The sequence below is a fragment of the Cesiribacter sp. SM1 genome, from assembly GCF_020178975.1.
Lineage (GTDB): Bacteria > Bacteroidota > Bacteroidia > Cytophagales > Cyclobacteriaceae > Cesiribacter.
In genome coordinates, this window is the sequence record NZ_JAHXBU010000094.1 from 127,506 (window position 1) to 146,006 (window position 18,501).

General features: G+C 48.0%; 17 protein-coding genes. 5 read left to right on the forward strand and 12 right to left on the reverse strand.

Annotation, left to right across the window (positions count from 1 at the left end; all coding sequences use genetic code 11):
* Nucleotides 1–312: 312 nt before the first annotated feature.
* Nucleotides 313–3,945: a CheR family methyltransferase gene (locus KWJ01_RS24810; protein ID WP_224999829.1), complete on the forward strand. Its 3,633-nt coding sequence runs from the start codon at nucleotides 313–315 to the stop codon at nucleotides 3,943–3,945.
* The gene (locus KWJ01_RS24815) at nucleotides 3,917–4,390 is read left to right on the forward strand and encodes a response regulator (RefSeq protein ID WP_224999830.1); all 474 of its coding nucleotides are present in this window, start codon (nucleotides 3,917–3,919) and stop codon (nucleotides 4,388–4,390) included. The genes KWJ01_RS24810 and KWJ01_RS24815 overlap by 29 nt, the downstream gene beginning before the upstream one ends.
* Nucleotides 4,391–4,550: 160 nt before the next feature.
* On the opposite strand, the gene KWJ01_RS24820 is transcribed toward KWJ01_RS24815, so the two are convergent.
* Together KWJ01_RS24820 and KWJ01_RS24825 are read right to left on the reverse strand one after the other, a co-directional pair.
* Nucleotides 4,551–5,579, reverse strand: a complete 1,029-nt coding sequence (locus KWJ01_RS24820; RefSeq protein ID WP_224999831.1) for a chemotaxis protein CheB — start codon at nucleotides 5,577–5,579, stop codon at nucleotides 4,551–4,553.
* A gap of 115 nt (nucleotides 5,580–5,694) precedes the next feature.
* A complete protein-coding gene (locus tag KWJ01_RS24825; RefSeq protein WP_224999832.1) occupies nucleotides 5,695–6,177 on the reverse strand; it encodes an NUDIX domain-containing protein in 483 nt (160 codons plus the stop codon).
* 122 nt (nucleotides 6,178–6,299) lie between these two features.
* Here KWJ01_RS24825 and KWJ01_RS24830 point away from each other — a divergent pair, with 122 nt between their 5' ends.
* Entirely contained in the window at nucleotides 6,300–7,196 is an 897-nt protein-coding gene (locus tag KWJ01_RS24830; protein WP_224999833.1) for a DUF5996 family protein, read from the forward strand.
* On the opposite strand, the gene KWJ01_RS24835 is transcribed toward KWJ01_RS24830, so the two are convergent.
* From KWJ01_RS24835 to KWJ01_RS24875, 9 genes are all read right to left on the reverse strand, one after another.
* Nucleotides 7,197–9,617: a TonB-dependent receptor gene (locus tag KWJ01_RS24835; RefSeq protein WP_224999834.1), complete on the reverse strand. Its 2,421-nt coding sequence runs from the start codon at nucleotides 9,615–9,617 to the stop codon at nucleotides 7,197–7,199. It lies immediately after the preceding gene.
* Nucleotides 9,618–9,727: 110 nt separating this feature from the next.
* A complete protein-coding gene (locus KWJ01_RS24840) occupies nucleotides 9,728–10,435 on the reverse strand; it encodes a fatty acid desaturase (RefSeq protein ID WP_224999835.1) in 708 nt (235 codons plus the stop codon).
* A 33-nt stretch (nucleotides 10,436–10,468) separates the two neighbouring features.
* Nucleotides 10,469–11,314, reverse strand: a complete 846-nt coding sequence (locus KWJ01_RS24845; RefSeq protein ID WP_224999836.1) for a 4-hydroxy-3-methylbut-2-enyl diphosphate reductase — start codon at nucleotides 11,312–11,314, stop codon at nucleotides 10,469–10,471.
* A gap of 70 nt (nucleotides 11,315–11,384) precedes the next feature.
* Nucleotides 11,385–12,218, reverse strand: a complete 834-nt coding sequence (locus KWJ01_RS24850; protein ID WP_224999837.1) for a phytoene/squalene synthase family protein — start codon at nucleotides 12,216–12,218, stop codon at nucleotides 11,385–11,387.
* Between the two features lie 27 nt (nucleotides 12,219–12,245).
* On the reverse strand, nucleotides 12,246–13,721 hold the full coding sequence (locus KWJ01_RS24855) for an NAD(P)/FAD-dependent oxidoreductase (RefSeq protein ID WP_224999838.1): 1,476 nt from the start codon (nucleotides 13,719–13,721) through the stop codon (nucleotides 12,246–12,248).
* A 14-nt stretch (nucleotides 13,722–13,735) separates the two neighbouring features.
* Nucleotides 13,736–14,245 (reverse strand): RNA polymerase sigma factor, encoded by a 510-nt coding sequence (locus tag KWJ01_RS24860; RefSeq protein WP_061989948.1) that lies wholly within the window; start codon nucleotides 14,243–14,245, stop codon nucleotides 13,736–13,738.
* A 377-nt stretch (nucleotides 14,246–14,622) separates the two neighbouring features.
* Nucleotides 14,623–15,531, reverse strand: a complete 909-nt coding sequence (locus KWJ01_RS24865) for a MerR family transcriptional regulator (protein WP_224999839.1) — start codon at nucleotides 15,529–15,531, stop codon at nucleotides 14,623–14,625.
* Nucleotides 15,528–15,989: a sterol desaturase family protein gene (locus KWJ01_RS24870; RefSeq protein WP_224999840.1), complete on the reverse strand. Its 462-nt coding sequence runs from the start codon at nucleotides 15,987–15,989 to the stop codon at nucleotides 15,528–15,530. Before KWJ01_RS24870 ends, KWJ01_RS24865 begins: the two co-directional genes overlap by 4 nt.
* A gap of 69 nt (nucleotides 15,990–16,058) precedes the next feature.
* On the reverse strand, nucleotides 16,059–16,715 hold the full coding sequence (locus KWJ01_RS24875; RefSeq protein ID WP_224999841.1) for a carotenoid biosynthesis protein: 657 nt from the start codon (nucleotides 16,713–16,715) through the stop codon (nucleotides 16,059–16,061).
* Between the two features lie 80 nt (nucleotides 16,716–16,795).
* On the opposite strand from KWJ01_RS24875, the gene KWJ01_RS24880 reads away from it, so the two are divergent.
* Nucleotides 16,796–17,098, forward strand: a complete 303-nt coding sequence (locus KWJ01_RS24880) for a DUF4286 family protein (RefSeq protein WP_224999842.1) — start codon at nucleotides 16,796–16,798, stop codon at nucleotides 17,096–17,098.
* A gap of 51 nt (nucleotides 17,099–17,149) precedes the next feature.
* Here the strand turns inward: KWJ01_RS24880 and KWJ01_RS24885 are convergent, their stop codons facing one another.
* Nucleotides 17,150–17,632 (reverse strand): GNAT family N-acetyltransferase, encoded by a 483-nt coding sequence (locus tag KWJ01_RS24885; RefSeq protein ID WP_224999843.1) that lies wholly within the window; start codon nucleotides 17,630–17,632, stop codon nucleotides 17,150–17,152.
* Between the two features lie 165 nt (nucleotides 17,633–17,797).
* Between KWJ01_RS24885 and KWJ01_RS24890 the strand changes: the two genes are divergently transcribed.
* Entirely contained in the window at nucleotides 17,798–18,409 is a 612-nt protein-coding gene (locus KWJ01_RS24890; RefSeq protein WP_224999844.1) for a hypothetical protein, read from the forward strand.
* Nucleotides 18,410–18,501 lie beyond the last annotated feature (92 nt).

Consider the following 18,501-nt stretch of genomic DNA (forward strand, 5'->3'; position numbering starts at 1 on the left):
TCAAACGTTCCTTAAATGGGCCACGTTCAGCAATACAGCATTTTACTTTTACAATTGTGAAACAATTTAGCCCTGATTTTCGCACTAAAGATGGTAAGATGCTTATCTTGTAGAGCGGGTAATCTTTTTAGATTCAACCTTTTTGCTTTTGATTCCCCCTCTAAAGAATAAACCATAAGAGCCATTTTCACGTCCCGAAAGTGATAGTTTTGCGGTCCAGTCAATTTTTAAAGGCCGATCGGTTACGGGCATTGGTCAAGCTGGCATCTTCTATTAGCAACAGCATTATATTGTTGTTAGCACACCCTTTTTATGCAAGTAACGAAAGATACGTATATAGTTGGTATAGGCGCCTCTGCAGGCGGTTTTGAGGCCCTCAAAAAGTTTTTTAAGGGTTTACCTGAAGAGATTTCTGCCATTTTTGTCGTTATTCAGCACCTCTCGCCCCATTACGAAAGTAATCTTCATAAAATTCTGGAAGATTATACGAGTATGCCGGTGATAAAGGTAACGGAGACGGTAAATGTAAAGCCGGGGCATGTATATGTAATTCCGGAAAAAAAGCAGCTGAAGCTACGTAACACCAGCATTGTTCCCGAAGACCGGCCCGTTCAGAAAGTAGTAAACCTGGCCATTGATGTATTTTTTGAAACCATGGCCCTGGCCTATGGCGATAAATCCGTAGGTATTGTACTCTCCGGCACCGGCTCAGATGGTGCCCGCGGTGTACAGATCATTAAATCGCGCGGTGGGGTGGTAATGGTGCAGAGCCCCCAGTCGGCCAGCTTCGACAGCATGCCCACAGTTGCCATTACCTCCGACAGCCCCGACTATATTGGCAGCCCCGAGGTATTGGCCAAAGAGCTGGCAGAATTTATTCAGCGACCAGAGCTGCTGAACAATGAAAAGATCAAAGAATCTAACTCCCAGCGTGATACGCTGCAGGAAATAATCCAGGAGGTAAGTGCCTATTCCGGTATTAATTTCAGGGGTTATAAGCTGGGCACCATTATCAGGCGCATAGAAAAGCGCATGAAAATAAACCACCTGAACGATATTCAGGAGTATGAAACCCATTTGCGGCGCCACCCTAAAGAACTGAATAACCTTTACCGCGACCTGCTTATTGGGGTTACCCGCTTTTTCAGGGATCCCGAAGTTTTTAAAAGCCTGGAAGAGCATGTGATCCCGGCCATCTGCCAGAAGAACCGTGGCGTGGAGCCTATTCGTATCTGGACGGTGGGCTGCTCTACCGGTGAGGAAGCCTACACCCTCACCATGCTCTTTGACGAGTACATCAGCAGACACAACCTAAACCTGGAGTTTAAAATATTTGCTACCGACATAGACCAGCGGGCTGTAGAAATTGCAAGTGCCGGCCGCTACTCGGCTGCCATAGAAGAAGATGTAAGCCCGGAGCGCCTTAGCCGTTACTTTAGTAAACTTGGGGAGTATTACGAGGTAAAAAAGGACCTCCGGAAGCAAATTATTTTCTCCAAGCACAACCTGATTGGCGATCCGCCTTTTATTCAGCAGGACCTGATTACCTGCCGCAACCTGTTTATATACCTGCTGGATGAAGTACAGAACAAGGCACTCCAGACTTTTAATTACTCGCTGAAGCCCAATGGTTACCTGCTGCTGGGCGCTACCGAATCTATAAGCGAGCAGGATGCGCTGTTTGAATCCATAGACATTCGCAACAAAATTTTTAAAGCCAGGCCCGGCACTAACCTGCGGCCTTACAGGCCTACAAACTTTCAGGTAAGCCAACCGCAGTCTCTGCCTTCTACGGAACTGGTTTACCGCAACTGGGCAAATACCACTACGCCCACTGAACATTATGCCGACCTGCTGACTGGGCGTTTTGCGCCACCCTCCCTCATCATGAATCAGCAGGAAGATGTACTCTACACCACCGGAGCCTTACATAACTACCTGCACTTTCCAAACAAGCGGGTAGACCTGAACGTGTACAGCATGCTAAGGGGTAGGTTAATCCTGGTATTTCGCAATGCACTGCGCCAGCTGTCTGGTGGCGAATCGAGTGTGGTGTTTAAGGATTGCCTGGTGGAGAACGAAAACCAGCAGCACCTGGTCGATCTTAAATTCAGCATACTGGAAAATGCCAGGCCCGAGCCGCACGAAAAACTGTACCTGGTAGAGTTCTGGAGAAAAGAGGCAGACCAACAGCAAATAAGCGAAAGCATAAAGGTTATTGAGCACGATAACTACTCCAAAGCCGAGATTGAAAACCTGGAACTGGAGTTAAAAGTTGCCCGCAGGCAATTGCGCGTAAAAGCCGATGAGCTGGAGACCATTAACGAAGAAATGCAGAGTGCCAATGAGGAACTGCAAAGCGCCAACGAAGAACTGCAAAGTACTAACGAAGAGCTGCAGTCTTCTAACGAAGAGCTGCAGACCGTAAACATGGAGCTCAAGAACAAGGTAGATGCCGTTACCATTCTGCACGACGATATCAACAACCTGTTCAACAGCACTCAGCTGGCTGCCATTTTCCTGGATAACAGCACCAACATCCGTAAGTTTACCCCACCGGCCAAGCATTACTTTAACATACGCGAAACCGATATAGGGCGCCCGCTGGGCCATTACAGCTACAATTTTAAGTACCCCGATATTCTGGAAAATATAGAAAAGGTGCTTGAGCAGTTTTTACCGGTTGAGCATGAGGTAGAACACAAAGACGGTACCTACAGCATTATGCGCATACTACCCTATAAAACCGAAAGCCGGCAGGTAAAAGGGGTGGTCATTACCTTTACTGATATCACAGAACTAAAACTTAGCAACAATAAACTGCTTAAGCTTACCGAAGAGGTACTTGCCAACGAGCGGCACCTTAAATCGCTGCTGGACCATACCCCCGATTTTATTGTACGCTTTGGTTGTGACCTGAAGTATTCTTTCGTAAACCGTGCCCTGCTGGAGGCCAGCGGGCTTAGCTATAGGGAGTTTATTGGCCGGGAGCGGGTTGGCCTGCGCATGCTAAAAGAAGATAAGGAGAGCAAAAAGCTAATGCAGGAGGTAATAGAGACTAAGTCGGTTCGGGATTACTACCACACCTACACCTCGGAATCAGGAGAAAAGCACTACTACGTAAAGCTGGTGCCGGAATTTGGCGAGGACGATCAGCAGGTAAAAAGCATTCTTTCTGTATCTACCGATATTACGCAACTAAAGAACGCCGAGCAAAAGCTGCTGGACAAGAACAAGATCCTCTCCGAGATCTACGACCGTATGGACAATTTTGTGCACGCCATTGCCCACGACCTGCGCACTCCTATGGTAAACCTCAAAATGCTGGCCGACCTGTTTAAGAAAACCGAAAAAGAAGAGGAACGACAAGAGTTTGTTGAGATGATCGGTAATTCCGTAAAGAAGCTCGATACCACACTTAACGGCCTGATCAAAATTATTGAAGTAGCCAATGAGGGCGACATAAACTACCAGGAGCTGGCTTTTGCCGAGGTGTTTAATGCTGTTGCCGGAGATTTTAAAGCCAACATACTGGAATACAAGGTTAAGCTGGAGACTCGCTTTGAGGACTGCCCTAGCATTAGGTATGCCGATGTGTACCTGAACAGCATACTGCAAAACCTCCTTAGCAATGCAATTAAATACCGGCACCCACGCCGCAAGCCTCACATTTTACTTACAACCACCTGTACCGAAAATTTTGTGGTTTTAACTATTTCAGATAACGGCCAGGGCTTTAGCCTGGAGGCGGTACAAAACAGTCTTTTCAAGCCTTTTAAGCGCTTTCATCCGGAGGCCAGTGGTATGGGTGTAGGCTTGTATATTATTAAATATATGGTTGAACGCAACGGCGGAAAAATAGAAGTTGAGAGCCAGGTGAATGAAGGCACAAAATTTATTTTATACCTTAAACCTTATGAGCAAGAAAACAATACTGCTGATTGATGACGATACACTTTTTCTGATGCTCACCCGCAAGATGCTGGAAGGCCAGGATTACCTGGGGCGCATTGACACGGCTACAACTGTTGAAGAAGCCAGGCAGTATTTTCAGAACCTCAAAGAGAATAACAGTTCTTTTCCCGATGCGGTTTTTATAGACCTGGATATGCCAATGGTAAGTGGCCTGGAAATGGCACAACAACTGAAGGATACATTTCTGGCAGAGCATCCGCAAACAAAAATATTTATCCTTTCTTCTTCCATTAGCCAGCGCGACCGGCAAACGGCCGAAAGCCTGGAAGCTGTAACAGACTATATGGAAAAACCGCTCTCGCCGGAAGTACTGAAACAGGCACTTACCCTGGAACAAAAGTCTACCGGCGACAGGAAGAGCATGTCTGCAAACCGGAATACAGAACCAGAAGAAAAAATCAGGAAACAGGATTAATGCCACCAGGCACCAACGCAGGTTATGCTGCAGTTCTGCGCTGTGCTTCAGATGCAGTTACCCGGAGCACCAGTAAACTAACGGCCACTAACAGCCAACACACAGCGCTTGCCACCTGGCGCCAGCTTTCTGTACTTGTCAGTATTAGATTGTTCAGCGCTTAGCCGGAGGCCGCCTTTTGTTTATCATCGTTCTGAGCAGAAACCAGGAGCCGCCTTAACCTGTCAATATGTTCCTGCAGTTCTTCTGCTTTTTCTGCATAGCCTTTTGCAGCCAGCTGAAAGCCCCTGCTGGTGTTTTGGTTTTCCAGGGTATGCAACAAGGTCTTTCGTTCTTCCAGCGAGCGCAATGCCACCCACAGGGTAGATTCAAACTCCTGCTCCTGCCTAAGCAACAAATCCTTAACAGTAAAGCTGTGCCCGGTATGGCATCTGTAATGGCTAAAGGAATTTTCCTGAATATTAAAGAGCACACCTCCGCAATCGGGGCAACTGTATATGGAATTTTCGCCCAGGCTGTTCAGCTTATCTATTCCTGTTGCGGCTCTTTCTGCAATGGCAGCTTCGGCCAGCACATGTTCAGGCACAGCCGTTTCTTCTTTTTCAAGCTGAAGGGCCATCTCCAGTGCATCACCCATTTTAGATAAGCGTACACAGTAGTCTGCCTGCAGGTGTTCAAGCACAGAAAGCGGCATATCGGGGTACTCTGCTTCGTTAGGATCCTGTACAATACAGGTACCACCGCTATTTTTAATAGCCAGCATTCCCGAGGTACCATCGTTGAGGTAGCCGGTTAAAATAATGCCAATGGTACGCCCATCAAAAGCCGCCGCAGCCGAACGAAACAACATATCTATTGCCGGCTTCCAGCGGTTTTCTTTAGGCCCGTACCCAAACTTTATGCCTTCCTGCGCTACCAATAAATGCTTATCGGCCGGGGCAATGTAAATGTGCCCTTTTTGAATGGGAGCCCCCTCCCGGGCCAGGGCACAGGGCAACTGCGCTACCTGCTGAAGCTTATGCACTAAAAAGTCGCTGATTCCCTTTTGGGACAAATGCATCACAATAAAAAAAGCAGCATTCATACCATCATGGAGTTGACTCACCAGTTCCTGCAGCGCGCTTATTCCACCTGCCGATGTGCCTATGACTACTATATGTAAGTGTTCTTCTGTTTCTGTTAACTTCATCTCAACCGCTGTTAATTAGAATAACTCTGGTACATCTTAACTAGCACAACCTGTAAATGTATGCTACCCGGCCTTCATATTTGCCAAATTCGGCAAAATAGCAGAGCGGGGCCTGCTATCTCGTAGCCTTTAGCTGCTCAAGCAGCCGGTCTATAAATGGTATTTGTGCTGCATTGATGTAAGCACAGGCTTCCTCGTAGCTAAACCAGCGGGCCTGGTCTACCTCGGGGTAAGACTGCCACTTACCGCTTTTGTAAGGCCACTCAATTTTCATGCTGTTGCACTGAATACCCTGTGCCTCCTCCCATGCTCCCTCAAAAGCCCAGGCCCAAACAGTTTTTCCACCCTTTTGCTTAATGCTTTCCAGCGGCAGAAACGGCGGCTGAGGGTTAATTCCTGTCTCTTCTAAAAACTCCCTTTGAGCCGTCTGTAATAGTTCCTCCCCTTCGTGGGGCAAACCCTTTGGAATGCCCCACCAGCCTTTATCTTTCCGGGTAAAATAAGGCCCTCCCGGGTGTACCAGAAAAAACTGCAGCGCATGGGGCTGTTCTGGCTTAGGGCGATACATCAGCAATCCGGCACTTAAGTTCCTGGGCATAGGCTTGTTAAGATGATTATGTTGTTTGAACACAAAATGTAAAACATAGTTATTTAGCAGGAGGCGCTTTATGTGCCCTATGCATTTGCTGCCCGGAACCCACTTGCCTATCGCCGATTGCTATGCTCCCCACCAGCCTTTTACCACCTCTGGCTTTAGCAGAATGGGAAGCCACAAAAATTACACTGCATTTGTATATGCAGATCGTTGGTAAAATACAGCTTAAGCTTAACCCGCCCAGAAATCACTGGTGGCACGTAAGCTTATATCCCTGCGCCAAAGGCATAAGCTCACAACAGATCCCCTGCGGGGATAAAACACTGGAAATACTTTTCAACTTTATCAGCCACCGCCTGGAAATACAAACCAGTGCCGGTGAGTACGAGGAGATTTTGCTGCAGGATGGTCTTTCAGTTGCAGAGTTTTATCACCAGCTTTTTAACAAGCTGCAAAAAGTGGACGTGAGGGTGCGGATTCTGGCCAAGCCCTTTTCCATGAACATTGATAAACCTTTTACCCACATTACAGAGCATCACAGCTACCAGAAAACCCACATAGAAAGCTTCTGGAAAATTCTGCTCTGGACCAGTGGAATATTTAAGCAGTTCTGCAGCCGCTTTCAGGGAAAAACCTGCCCGGTGCAGCTCTACTGGCACCACATGGACCTTGCCCTTACCCGCTTTTCCGGCCGCAGGGCACCGGAGCTGCCCAGGAATGCCCATAAGCTATCAAAAGAAACCTACTCACATGAGTTTATCAGCTTTGGCCTTTTACCGGGAGACGAGCACGTACATGCTGCTGCTTACTACGCCTATGCCTACCCTAGCCCTAAGGGCATAAGCCATGAACCGCTGCAACCCCCGGCGGCACAATGGGTAGTAAGTAATGGCACGCCGCTGGCCCTGCTTATGTACAGCGATCTACGTACCCATCCCGATCCGGAGGGCGCACTACTGGCTTTTCTGGAAAGCTCTTTTCAGGCAGGAGCTAAATGCGCAGGCTGGGAGCAAACTTCCTGATCAGAGCTCTACAATAATGCCTACAGTAGGTAGTATGGTGCCACTGGTGTTGCGCAGCAGTTTGCCTAAATACTGGCCCGGGTTTGCAGGATCGGCTACAGGAAGGCCGGCATCATCACGCTGCACATCAATGTTTTCCTGGAACTCAACCTCATAGCCATACAGGTTCTGTACATCAAAATAAACATTCAGGCTCCAGCGGGAGAAAAAGTATTTCTTATCAATCCGCACATCGAGCTGATGGAAGGGGCTTAGGCGGCCTTCGTTCAGGCGGCTGTAATCTGTTACGCCCTGGCCTGTGCGGTCCCAGTTTTCCTGGTTTAGGGAGGCTGTATAATTATAGGGCGTAAAAGGAGGGCCGCCGCTTAGCAGAAAACGGGTGCCAAGCTCCCAGTTTCTTTTAAAACGCTTGCCTCCTGTTAAGCTAACAATATGCCGGTAATCCCAGGCAGAGGGCTTGTAAACATCATTTAGCCCTGTAAATTCACTGCGCACCAGGGTATAGGCCAGGGTTCCGTAAAAGGTGCCGGCAAGCTTTTGCTGCACCAGAAACTCCAGCCCGTAGGCCCTGCCTTTAGAGGCAGACACAACAGGATTCTGGCCCACCACGCCAAAATCTGCCCCCAGATTAGCCAGTGACACGCCCAGATCCAGGAGGTAAGGATAGTTGCGGTACCATTTATAAAAGCCTTCCATGGTAAGGCGCAGAAAATTGTTAGGCGCCCACTCCAGGCCTGTTACCAGGTGGTCGGCCTGCAGGTATTTTAAGCCGTTCTGCCGGTTTACCAAACCGCCGCCCTCAGTGCTTCTGTAGCCCATTACCACGTAGCTGGGCAGCTGGTAATAACGGCCTGCATTAAAGTTAAGGCTCCACTTGGGCAGAAAATAATAGGCCGCCGATAAGCGGGGCGAAAACTGTTGCCACAGCCGGTTCATCTCGTCAGAGTAATCTGTTGCATCCATACGAAAGCCTGCAGAAAGCACCAGCTGCCCCTCCAGCAGATCCTGGCTGGCCTGCCCGAAGAGCCCCCATTTATTAAGCGCCAGGTCTGATGTAAAATCCCTGGTAAGTGGCTGGCCCTGGGCAACAGTTTTAAAGTAGTTGTTAACACTATATTTTGCCCGCTCGTAGTTAAGGCCCCAGCTAAGGCGAAGACCACTGTTCAGCTGCCGGTAATCTTCCAGCCGCAGCTTGTTTTCGATCTCCTGCGAGTGGTAATCCAGCAGGAGGTTATCTGCCCGGCTGTTATCGTTGTTGGCCCATTTTACAGCTTTATTGTCGAGCATGTTTCGGCTAAGCACCACTGTATAGAAACCATCTTTTCTGAAATACTCCCACTTACCACCAATGGTGTAATTCCACTGGTCAGAAACAGGCAGGGTATTAAGCTGGTATCGCTGCTCTTCGGTTTCGTTTGCTGCCAGGTTCAGCTCAAAATTATCGAGTGCGCCCAGGCTAATGAGCGTAAAGCGGTTTTTGCGGTTAGGCTGCCACTGGTATTTAAGCTGATAGTCGTTGTAAACTGGCAGAAAGGGCAGCTCCAGGGCCTTAAAAAGCAGCTGCAGGTAGCTGCGGCGTACCGAAACAATAACAGAGGCACTGTCACCTACCGGCCCCTCTGCAGTAACGCCAAAATCGGTAGCTCCCACTATGCCATTGAACACCCACTTATCGCTGCGACCCTCGCGCTGCCTGAACTCAAAAATTGAAGACAGGGCACCACCCCGGTTAGCCGGAAAGGCGCCGGAGTAAAAGTCTACTTCTTTTATGAAATCAACATTGATAAGCCCTACCGGCCCTCCACTGCTGCCCTGGGTCTGAAAGTGGTTAATGTTGGGCACCTCCACCCCATCGAGGTAATATTTATTTTCGCTTGGGGCGCCACCCCTGATGATGATATCGTTGCGGAAAGAGGGCGCTGTGGCGGCTCCCGGGAGCGTACGGATTACCTTGCTGATGTCGCGGTTACCACCCGGGCTGCGCCTTATTTCATCGGGCCCAATGCTACGGAGCGATACCGGGCTCTCGTCGGTTTTGCTAAAAGGAGAAGCCACCACCTCTACCTCCTGCAGCCGCTCCGCTTCCTCAGCCAGGGTAATATTTACCTCTGCTGGCCGGGCGTTTGTAACAGCCACCTCATAAATACGCTCTGTTTTAAAACCCAGGCTCCGCACCTCCAGGTTATAGCGCCCCGGCTCAAGCTGGCTAAGCTCAAAGCGCCCCTCTTCTGTGGTGGTAACACCGCTGATGGCGGAGGTAGTGGCATTACCGCCAGTGCTACTGCTAATAACAACCGTGGCATAGGGCACCGGCTCATTGCTTACCTTGTTCAGCACCCGCCCCCTGATCACACCATTCTGGGCAAGGGCCAACACGGGCAGCACCAGCAGCAACAGGAACAGACAGCCAGACTTTTGCATGTTTATCTTTATTTAAGTAAAGCTAAACAATTTAAAGCTGTAAAAGGCAATAAGGTTGCAGAATGCAGGCGGATTCTTTTCTGCGGCAGATCCCGGTTATTAAAAAGAGCTTAAGCCTTTTTCTTCCAGAGCTGCCACCAGGGGGTACCAGGGTAGTGGTGATGCTCCCAGTGGTAACCGAAAAAATAGCAGCTCATAAAGGCCCAGAGGTGGTTTTTAGCCTGGCTGCCAGATTTGTGCCTGTTATCCGGAGCATGCTCACCCTTGTGGGGCAAATAGGTACCAAAGTAGAACAACTGCAGCGTTGCCAGTATGCTGGGCACCATCCAGAACAGGATAACATTCTGCTGCGGGAAGATGAGAATGAGCAGGTTATAGGTAATGGCCATGGCCACTATTTGCCAGATGGTAACATACTGCTTTAAAAAACTGAAATACCACAAAAAGAAATTATCGCTGTGGTGGTAATCGGGATCGTGGTCGGTGGCTACAAAGCGGTGGTGCAGGTGGTGGCGTGGGTACAGGCGCGGGTACCAGTTATAGGCAAACAGTAGCGCGGTAATCCAGCCAATGGCATTATTTAACCCTTTGTTTTTACTAACAGCTCCATGCATGGCATCATGGGCCGTTATAAACAGGCCTGTATACAGGTGCGTTTGCAGCAGCACCAGCAGCCAGCTTAGCGGCGAGTACCAGTTAATGGTATACTGGGTAAGCAAAAACCAGAGGCTAAGGGTCCAGGCAGCAACAATTGCCAGGGCTATGCTAACGCCCAGCTGCCTTTGCCAAAATGATATGGATTTTACTGCCACTGACATGCCGTAGCACAAAGATACAAAAGGATTTACAGATCAGTAGGTAAGCAGGCGATCGCGCACATGCTGCATCAGCCACATAGGTGTAGAGGTTGCTCCGCAAATACCCACCTTATCATTCTTTTCAAACCAGCCTGTATTTAACTCTTCGGGCCGGCTAATAAAAAAGGTATGCGGATTTCTGTCTTTGCACACCCCATACAAAACCCTGCCGTTAGAGGATTTGGTGCCAGATACAAACACCACTTTATCGTACTGGCTGGCAAAATCCCGCAGTTCTTTATCGCGGTTGCTTACCTGCCTGCAGATGGTGTCATTTGCATTTACCTGAATGCCACTAGCTTCTAACAAAGACTTTATCTGGTAGAAGTTATCGGTACTTTTGGTTGTCTGGCTGTAGAGCGTAAGGGAGCGGGGCAGCTCCTCCAGGGGCAATTCGGCAATATCCTGAAATACCACTGCCTCGTTGTTGGTTTGCCCCAAAAGGCCTACTACTTCGGCATGGCCATGCTTGCCATAGATGTAGATGTTATCGCCTTTATCGAAAGAATTTTTAATGCGGTTCTGCAGCTTAAGCACTACAGGACAGGAGGCATCTATCAGGCTTAGGTTATTTTGCAGGGCCAGCTCGTAGGTAGAGGGCGGCTCTCCATGTGCCCTGATCAGCACTGTTTCGTTGCGCAGCTCCCGGAGCTGTTCATGATTGATGATCCTTAGCCCTTTATCTTCAAGTCTGCGCACCTCCTCATCGTTATGCACAATATCGCCCAGGCAGTACAGGTAGCCCTGTTCTTCCAGCATATCCTCGGCCATTTCTATGGCGTAAACTACACCAAAGCAAAAGCCGGAATTAGGGTCGATATCTACTTGAAGATTAAGCATGGTTTCTACACATAGAAAGCGAAGGTAAGGGCAAAAAGTTTCTGATAAATATGTAATTGTTTAAAATATTTTACAAAAAGTTAAACTGATAGCGCAGCATTGTTTGTGCCAGCAGCAGCAGCTTTTTCTGGTCGGCTATGCGGATACGCTCTTTGAGTATGCGTGAGGCAGGACAAAGGCAGATTTTGTTGAATAATTTCTGATAATAGAGGTAAGCAAGATAAACACCCATTTGTGCTCCCTCGGGTAATTTTAATATGCCGGCATAGGCATCCTTAAAGTCTTTCTCTATGTCTTTTTCAATCTGCTGCTTTGCCGAGGCAGAAAACCGGCTGAAGTCCACACCCGGAAAGTAAACGCGGCCCCGATCTTCAAAATCGCTTTTGATATCGCGCAGAAAGTTCACTTTCTGGAAAGCTGCACCCAGGCTGCGGGCGGATGCCTTCAGCGAATGGTACAAGGCACTGTCTCCTTCGCAAAACACGCGCAGGCACATCAGGCCCACCACCTCGGCAGAGCCGTAAATGTACTCCTGGTACTTTGTCTGGTCGTACCGGGTGCGGTCAAGGTCCATTTCCATGCTGTGCAGAAAAGCATCTATCAGCTCCCACTCTATGCCATAGGCACGCACCACCTGCTGAAAGCTGTGCAAAACCGGGTTAAGGCTTACCTTTTCTTCCAGCGCCAGCAGCGTATCCTTACGGAACCGCTCCAGCAGCATGGACTTGTCGTGCTCGTGAAAGGTATCCACTATTTCATCGGCATAGCGCACATAGCCATAAATGGCATAAATAGGAAAATGGAACCGTTTGTGCAGCGTACGGATTCCAAGTGTAAAAGAAGTGCTGTACCGCTGCGTAATGAGCTTACTACACTCAAAGGTTGTTTGGCTAAACAGATCCATGCCTATCATCCCACTAATGGCTGAATGTTAATTTGCTATGTCTTTACTAATCTCACCGGCTACCACCTGCCCTGATATAAGCGAAGGCGGAACTCCCGGGCCCGGCACAGTAAGCTGGCCTGTGTAATAGAGATTTTTCACTTTTTTGCTTTTCAGCGATGGCTTCAGGAGTGCAGTCTGGCGCAGGGTGTTGGCTAAACCATACGCATTGCCCCTGAAGGCATTATAATCACCAACAAAGTCTTTGTGTGCATAACTGCGCTTGTACACCACGGCATCTGCCACCGATTGGCCCGTCAGGTCTTCCAGCCTGTTCATGATACGATGGTAGTACTGCTCCCGGATCTCCTCGGTATCCTCCAGGCCGGGGGCAACCGGCACCAGCAGAAACAGGTTTTCAGAGCCGGCAGGTGCTACTGCAGGATCTGTAACGGAGGGAACACAGGCGTAAAAGAGCGGATCGCTGGGCCATTGCGGCTGTTGGTAGATCTCCTGTGCATGCTGCCCAAAATCGCGATCGAAAAACAGGTTATGGTGCTGCAGGTTCCTGAGGCGCTTGTTCACACCCAGGTAAAACAGCAGGCTGGAGGGTGCCATGGTACGCTTCTTCCAATAAGAGGCGCCATAGGTACGCCATTGCGGATCGAGCAGCTCCTGTTCCACATGATGATAGTCTGCTCCTGCCACTACCACATCGGCTTTAAAATCTCCGCGGGCTGTAACTACTTTAGTAGCCCTGCCCTTCTCTACCACTATTTCATGCACCGGGCAATCCAGCTCCAGCTGCACCCCCTGCTCCTCTGCCACTTTTACCATGCCCTCTACTATTTTATGCATGCCACCCATGGGGTACCAGGTTCCCAGGCCCATATCGGCATAGTTCATAAGGCTGTAAAGGGCTGGTGTATTTTGTGGTGTAGCGCCCAGGAACAAAACCGGAAACTCTACAATCTGCAGCAACTGCGGATGGCTGAAGAACTTACGTGCATGCCCGTGCAGCGACTTAAACACATCGAGCCTGAGTATATCAAGCAGCAGGCGCAGGTTCATGAATTCTTTAAGGCTGCGGCCGGGCTTGTACACCAGGTCCTGCATGCCTACTTTATACTTATAGGCCGCCTGATGCAGAAACTCCTGCAGCGCCCTGCCACTGCCTGGCTCCAGGCTGTTAAAGAGTGCGCATAAGTCCTGCATGGCAGCAGGCAAATCAAGCGCCTCCCCCTTTCCAAAAAACACCCGGTAGGAAGGGTCCAGGCGGCGCAACTCGTAAAAGTCTGCCGGACTGTGGCCAAAAAGGCCAAAGTACTGCTCGAAAACATCGGGCATCCAGTACCAGCTGGGTCCCATATCATACATAAAACCCCCAGCCTGGAACGCGCGAGCGCGCCCACCGGGGGTTATGTTTTTTTCTACTATCGTTACTGAGTGCCCGGCCTTAGCCAGACATGAAGCAGCTGCCAAACCGGCAAAGCCTGCTCCTATCACTACTATATTTTTGTTCATGAAGTGGCCTCTGGCTACTTCACCGCATAGTTCTTCAGTTTGCCCTTAAGCTCCTTACGCGCTATGTGTATGCGGTTTTTTACCGTACCTATTGGAATGTTTAATTTATCTGCAATCTCATGGTACTTAAATCCACGGAAGTGCATCATGAAAGGCGTTTTGTAAGCATCTTCCAGATTTACAATGGCCTCATTAATGTCTTTAAGCGCAAAGCTTGTGTATGCTAAATTCTCTGTAATGTTCTCAGTAGAGTTAATGTAGTGCAGGTTATCAGTAGTATCGATAAAGGTATTCCTTCTTACCATGCGCTGATAGTTGGTAATGAAGGTATTTTTCATAATTGTATATAACCAAGCTTTAAGATTGGTACCGTCGGCAAATTTATCTCGATTCGTAAAGGCTTTCAGGATGGTCTCCTGCAACAGATCATTGGCTTCCTCCATGTCTTTGGTAAGCTTAAGCGCAAATGGCTTTAGGGATTTTGACATCTTGTTGAGGGAATAGCTGAACTCTAGTGCTGTCATGCAAAAAATGTTTAAGTTGGCTTAAAAAGTCTATAAACAAAATTATAAGGTTGTACCTAAATGTCAAGACTTTGTAAAAGTTTTTTAGAAAAAAGTTAAAAAGTGTCTTGACCAATTCAGAGGAGGAGAAGGCTGCTTCCGGAGAAGCTGCAGAATAGTATGAAAATCGTCTGTGATAGATATACGGCTCTAATACAGGAGGGTTACGTTGTACTTATATGATATTTTTAATTTTTATTGCTGAAAAATATTTTAGAATAAAAAATAAAACCCACCCTAATTTTGAAGGGTGGGTTGGCAATAATTGTTGAGGATTAAATCCCCATCTGTTTAAGATTTTATACAGGTTCTGTCAATATGCATCAACAACAGCGTTCTTATTCCTGAAATATGCTTTTTTCGCTACGCTGCGCCAGCAGCGAAACAAAATCTTCCAGCCTCCGCAGTAAAGTTGCATTGGGTGGCAGCTTAAGGTCGTTGCTTAGCAGCTGGTAGCCCGAAAGCAGCAGTTGCGCTCCCTTAAACTTATCCCCAATCATGTTTATGTACTTCTGGGTTTTGGCAACCGACTTGTTGGTAGTAATTACCGTTAGTACATAATCCGGATTATAGATCTGGTAGGTACTTTCCACATCGGGCAGCGGAACATTCTGCCCCAGGTAAATTACCCTGTTTTTACGACTCTTAATCGCGTAATAACAAAATAGCAGGGTTAGCTCATGTAGTTCGCCCTCGGGTAAATACAGCAGGTATTTGCGGCTCTTGTCTTTACTGGAGACATAGGTGCCATCAATGGCCACAATAAGCTTCTGGCGGATAAGGTTTGAAATAAAGTGCTCCTGGGCAGGACTCACAGAGCCGGTTTGCCAGAGCACCCCTATTTTGCGCAGAAAAGGAAACACCACCTGCAGCATGGTTTGCTCAAAACCCTGCTGCAGAATGTTAGTAGACATAATTTTCTCAAAGCGCTCCTCATCCAGGTCAATCATGGCCAGGCTAAGGGCATGGATCTGCTCGTTGTGGTGACTGGTTTGCTGGTCTGTGATCTGCCGCACGGCTTCGCCGATCTGCTTGGCATCCATGCCGGCAATTTTAGAGATCTTATAGCCATTGTCGCGCAGCAGCGATACATTCAGAATGAGCCTTAGGTCATCATCGTCGTAAAGGCGGATGTTGGTATCTGTGCGCTTGGGGTGCAGAAAGTTATACCGCTGCTCCCAAATACGCAGTGTGTGGGCTTTAATGCCTGAAAGATGTTCTAGATCTTTAATAGAGTAGTGGCTCACGCTATCCTCCCTTTCCGGTTTTGCTGTCTGAAGTATCGAATCGGAACCCATAATAAGCCAAAGACAACAGCACCATCCCGTTCCCGGGTGCGATGATGATCGCGGTGTGCATCTGCCAGTGCCTTCAGGTATGGATTTTGTAAACGTCCCAACGCTTTTATACGCCGGTGTATGAGTATGTCATGCAACACAAAATATGTTAAACCATAAACAGAAATACCTATACCGGCTCCTACTGCATACAGGTTGTCATGTTCCAATCCCAGCACAATTAACGCTACTGCAATGCTGCCAAAAAACAGCGAAAACAGGTCGTTAAGTTCAAAGAAACCTTTTCCATGCACATGATGTGTTTTGTGTATTCGCCAGAGTGGCCCATGCATCAGATATTTGTGCATAGCCCAGGAAACCACCTCCATCAAAATAAAACTACCAATTGCTGTAAACAACCCCACCATATCCTCTATTCTATAGTTCTTGCAATTAGTAACTGAAAGTGCGCCATCATGTTTAACACTGGCTGCATTTTACGTAAACAAAAGCAAAGAAACAAAGAAGAGGAGCTGCATAATATATAAAGGCAGTGCCATTCTGTTTTGCCGCTGCAGGGGCAGCAGGTAAAACAGCAGCAGCAGCAGGTAGGCTGTAGCAAACCAGGCAACAAAGTTCTGCAGGGGTATTTTATCATTGGCCCAGTACCAGAAATCGAAGGTACCCGAAACAGGTTCCATCAACACATCCAGCCCTATGAGCAGTGCAGCTGCAATTCCTGCCCTGGCCCAGGCAGGCCACTTAAGCGGTGCACAAATAACCCCGGCTATGTAAACAAGCACCAGCCAGTTTAGCCCTATTAACAGGGGCACCTCAAAGATTTTGAAACCAAATGCGCCACCGTAGCGGTACTCTCCAAAGATTTTGCCTGTATGTACGCCAGCCACCTCCACACCATAGCCTACCCCAAAGGCTACGAGGCAAAACAGAATAAACTGCCTGCTCCAGCCTTTATGAAACCAAAACAGTATACTTGCAGTAAGCAGCAAATGAAAGGGCGTAAGCAGCTGAAAAAGCTGCCTGCTCTGTGGCAACAGCAATCCTACCACTCCTGCTGCATAAGATGCCGCCAGGAGCAAAGGGGCGTAACGTTTGGCAGATGCCAGGCTTTCAGAAGGTATTGTTCGTTGCATCAACATTGAAAATTAATGCATTTTTTTAGACTTTGTGTAAGTCTTGTTCTATAATTACCCAAACAGGAACAGAAAAAACTATGATACTATATAACGTAACTGTAAGTGTAGATCCCGGCGTAGAAAAAGACTGGCTCCGGTGGATGCAGGAAATCCACATTCCGGAGATGATGGCTACCCGCAAATTTGTAGACCACAAAATCTTCAGAATACTGAATGAGGTAGAAGGCGGGCGCACTTACGCAATACAGTACTTTGCCCTCGACATCAACGATATGGACAACTACCTGCGCGACTATGCCCCTCGCCTGCGCCAGCAGCATGCCGAGCGCTACGGCGAAAAGGCCCTCTCCTTCCGTACCCTCATGGAGCAGGTGATATAGGGTTGGTATTGGGTATTCAGTGTTGGGCGGCCTGCCGCAGCGGTACTGATATTACCCAATGCTCTTCAGCTGCTCGTAGGTAAGGCGGCCGTTGATCCACTCAGGATCGAGCTGGGCGCCTATTCCTTTGTAGAATTGTATGGCCGGCTCGTTCCATTCCAGCACCTGCCAGCTTAACCGACGCACATCTTTTTCTTTGGCTATCTTAATCAGCTCCCGGAAAAGCAGGCGCCCCACACCAAAACGACGCTGGCTTTCGGTAACAACCAGGTCTTCCAGGTACATGCACTTGCCTTTCCAGGTGCTGTAGCTCCAGTAGTAAAGTGCCAGTCCTACAATACGACCTTCGGTTTCAGCCACCAAAAAATCAAATACCTTTTCCGGACCAAAGCCATCCTGCTCCATACGCTCTACGGTATTATCTACCTCCTGGGGAGCACGTTCATACTCGGCCAGCTCCTTAATAAGGCCCAGTACCTGCGGAAGATCTTCGCGGGTACCCGTGCGGATTATGATATTTTCTCTGTCTCTCATTTAAATGCAAAGGTATTAAATCTTTCCTGGATGGCTGATGTGTATTCTATTTTCCTGGTATGTGAACAGATTTAGATATCATAACATCATGTTGAATAATGTTAGAAAGAAGGACTGATTTTTTTAAATTACAACCCTCTCAATTGTTAGTCTATCTCTATCCTGATGAAAAAGCACCTGCTACTCTTTGCATTTCTGCTGACCACCAAGCTGTTAACAGCCCAGCAACTTGACTATTTGAACCTGCCTGATACGATATGGGTGGCTGTTGCTGTACAATCTGCAGAGGTACGACCTGAATTTGAAGAATCGCTGAAGATTTCAGCGCAACAGTATTTTTACAAAATAAACGGACGCGTAAAGAACAAGATCAAGTTTATGATAGCAGCAGACCCGGCTTTTGCAGACATGCATATGCACATACTGGATTGCAGGCTGGCCACCCAAGCTGATAAAACCTCTTCTTTGTTATTAACTGTGGTAGGCATAGGTGGTCCATTAGCGCTGGCAGCAGGAGGAATTCCTGTTCCCGTCGCTTTTTATTTCACCCCAAGCAATCGCTATGTTACCTCAATTTCCTATTCAGGAACGCTAATTTCGCTGGGTTTTACAGATGAGCATGAGCTACTTAGAAAAGTAAGCACCGGATATTTCTCTACTGATCGACGCAATGAAGGCAAAGTTGCAAAAGATTTTGGCTATTGGCTGGAAGCAAAAGGAAAAAAGCTAAACAGGAAACACCGCAAAGCACTAAGAAAAGTGAATCGGCAGCTATAGGTTACCAGCTTTGTATCTAAAGCTTAATATCATAAATAAAAAGCGGCGCCACTTTTTCAGTAGCGCCGCTTACATTTCCGCTGATTACACTT

Excerpts from the sequence above, each read along its gene's own strand:
- KWJ01_RS24870 (WP_224999840.1), bottom strand. The coding sequence starts at position 15,989 with ATGGTGGGGTTGTTTACAGCAATTGGTAGTTTTATTTTGATGGAGGTG.
- KWJ01_RS24860 (WP_061989948.1), bottom strand. The coding sequence starts at position 14,245 with ATGACAGCACTAGAGTTCAGCTATTCCCTCAACAAGATGTCAAAATCC.
- KWJ01_RS24810 (WP_224999829.1), top strand. The coding sequence starts at position 313 with ATGCAAGTAACGAAAGATACGTATATAGTTGGTATAGGCGCCTCTGCA.
- KWJ01_RS24885 (WP_224999843.1), bottom strand. The coding sequence starts at position 17,632 with ATGAGAGACAGAGAAAATATCATAATCCGCACGGGTACCCGCGAAGAT.
- KWJ01_RS24880 (WP_224999842.1), top strand. The coding sequence starts at position 16,796 with ATGATACTATATAACGTAACTGTAAGTGTAGATCCCGGCGTAGAAAAA.
- KWJ01_RS24890 (WP_224999844.1), top strand. The coding sequence starts at position 17,798 with ATGAAAAAGCACCTGCTACTCTTTGCATTTCTGCTGACCACCAAGCTG.
- KWJ01_RS24830 (WP_224999833.1), top strand. The coding sequence starts at position 6,300 with ATGCTCCCCACCAGCCTTTTACCACCTCTGGCTTTAGCAGAATGGGAA.
- KWJ01_RS24815 (WP_224999830.1), top strand. The coding sequence starts at position 3,917 with ATGAGCAAGAAAACAATACTGCTGATTGATGACGATACACTTTTTCTG.
- KWJ01_RS24840 (WP_224999835.1), bottom strand. The coding sequence starts at position 10,435 with ATGTCAGTGGCAGTAAAATCCATATCATTTTGGCAAAGGCAGCTGGGC.
- KWJ01_RS24820 (WP_224999831.1), bottom strand. The coding sequence starts at position 5,579 with ATGAAGTTAACAGAAACAGAAGAACACTTACATATAGTAGTCATAGGC.
- KWJ01_RS24845 (WP_224999836.1), bottom strand. The coding sequence starts at position 11,314 with ATGCTTAATCTTCAAGTAGATATCGACCCTAATTCCGGCTTTTGCTTT.
- KWJ01_RS24825 (WP_224999832.1), bottom strand. The coding sequence starts at position 6,177 with ATGCCCAGGAACTTAAGTGCCGGATTGCTGATGTATCGCCCTAAGCCA.
- KWJ01_RS24835 (WP_224999834.1), bottom strand. The coding sequence starts at position 9,617 with ATGCAAAAGTCTGGCTGTCTGTTCCTGTTGCTGCTGGTGCTGCCCGTG.
- KWJ01_RS24855 (WP_224999838.1), bottom strand. The coding sequence starts at position 13,721 with ATGAACAAAAATATAGTAGTGATAGGAGCAGGCTTTGCCGGTTTGGCA.
- KWJ01_RS24850 (WP_224999837.1), bottom strand. The coding sequence starts at position 12,218 with ATGGATCTGTTTAGCCAAACAACCTTTGAGTGTAGTAAGCTCATTACG.
- KWJ01_RS24875 (WP_224999841.1), bottom strand. The coding sequence starts at position 16,715 with ATGCAACGAACAATACCTTCTGAAAGCCTGGCATCTGCCAAACGTTAC.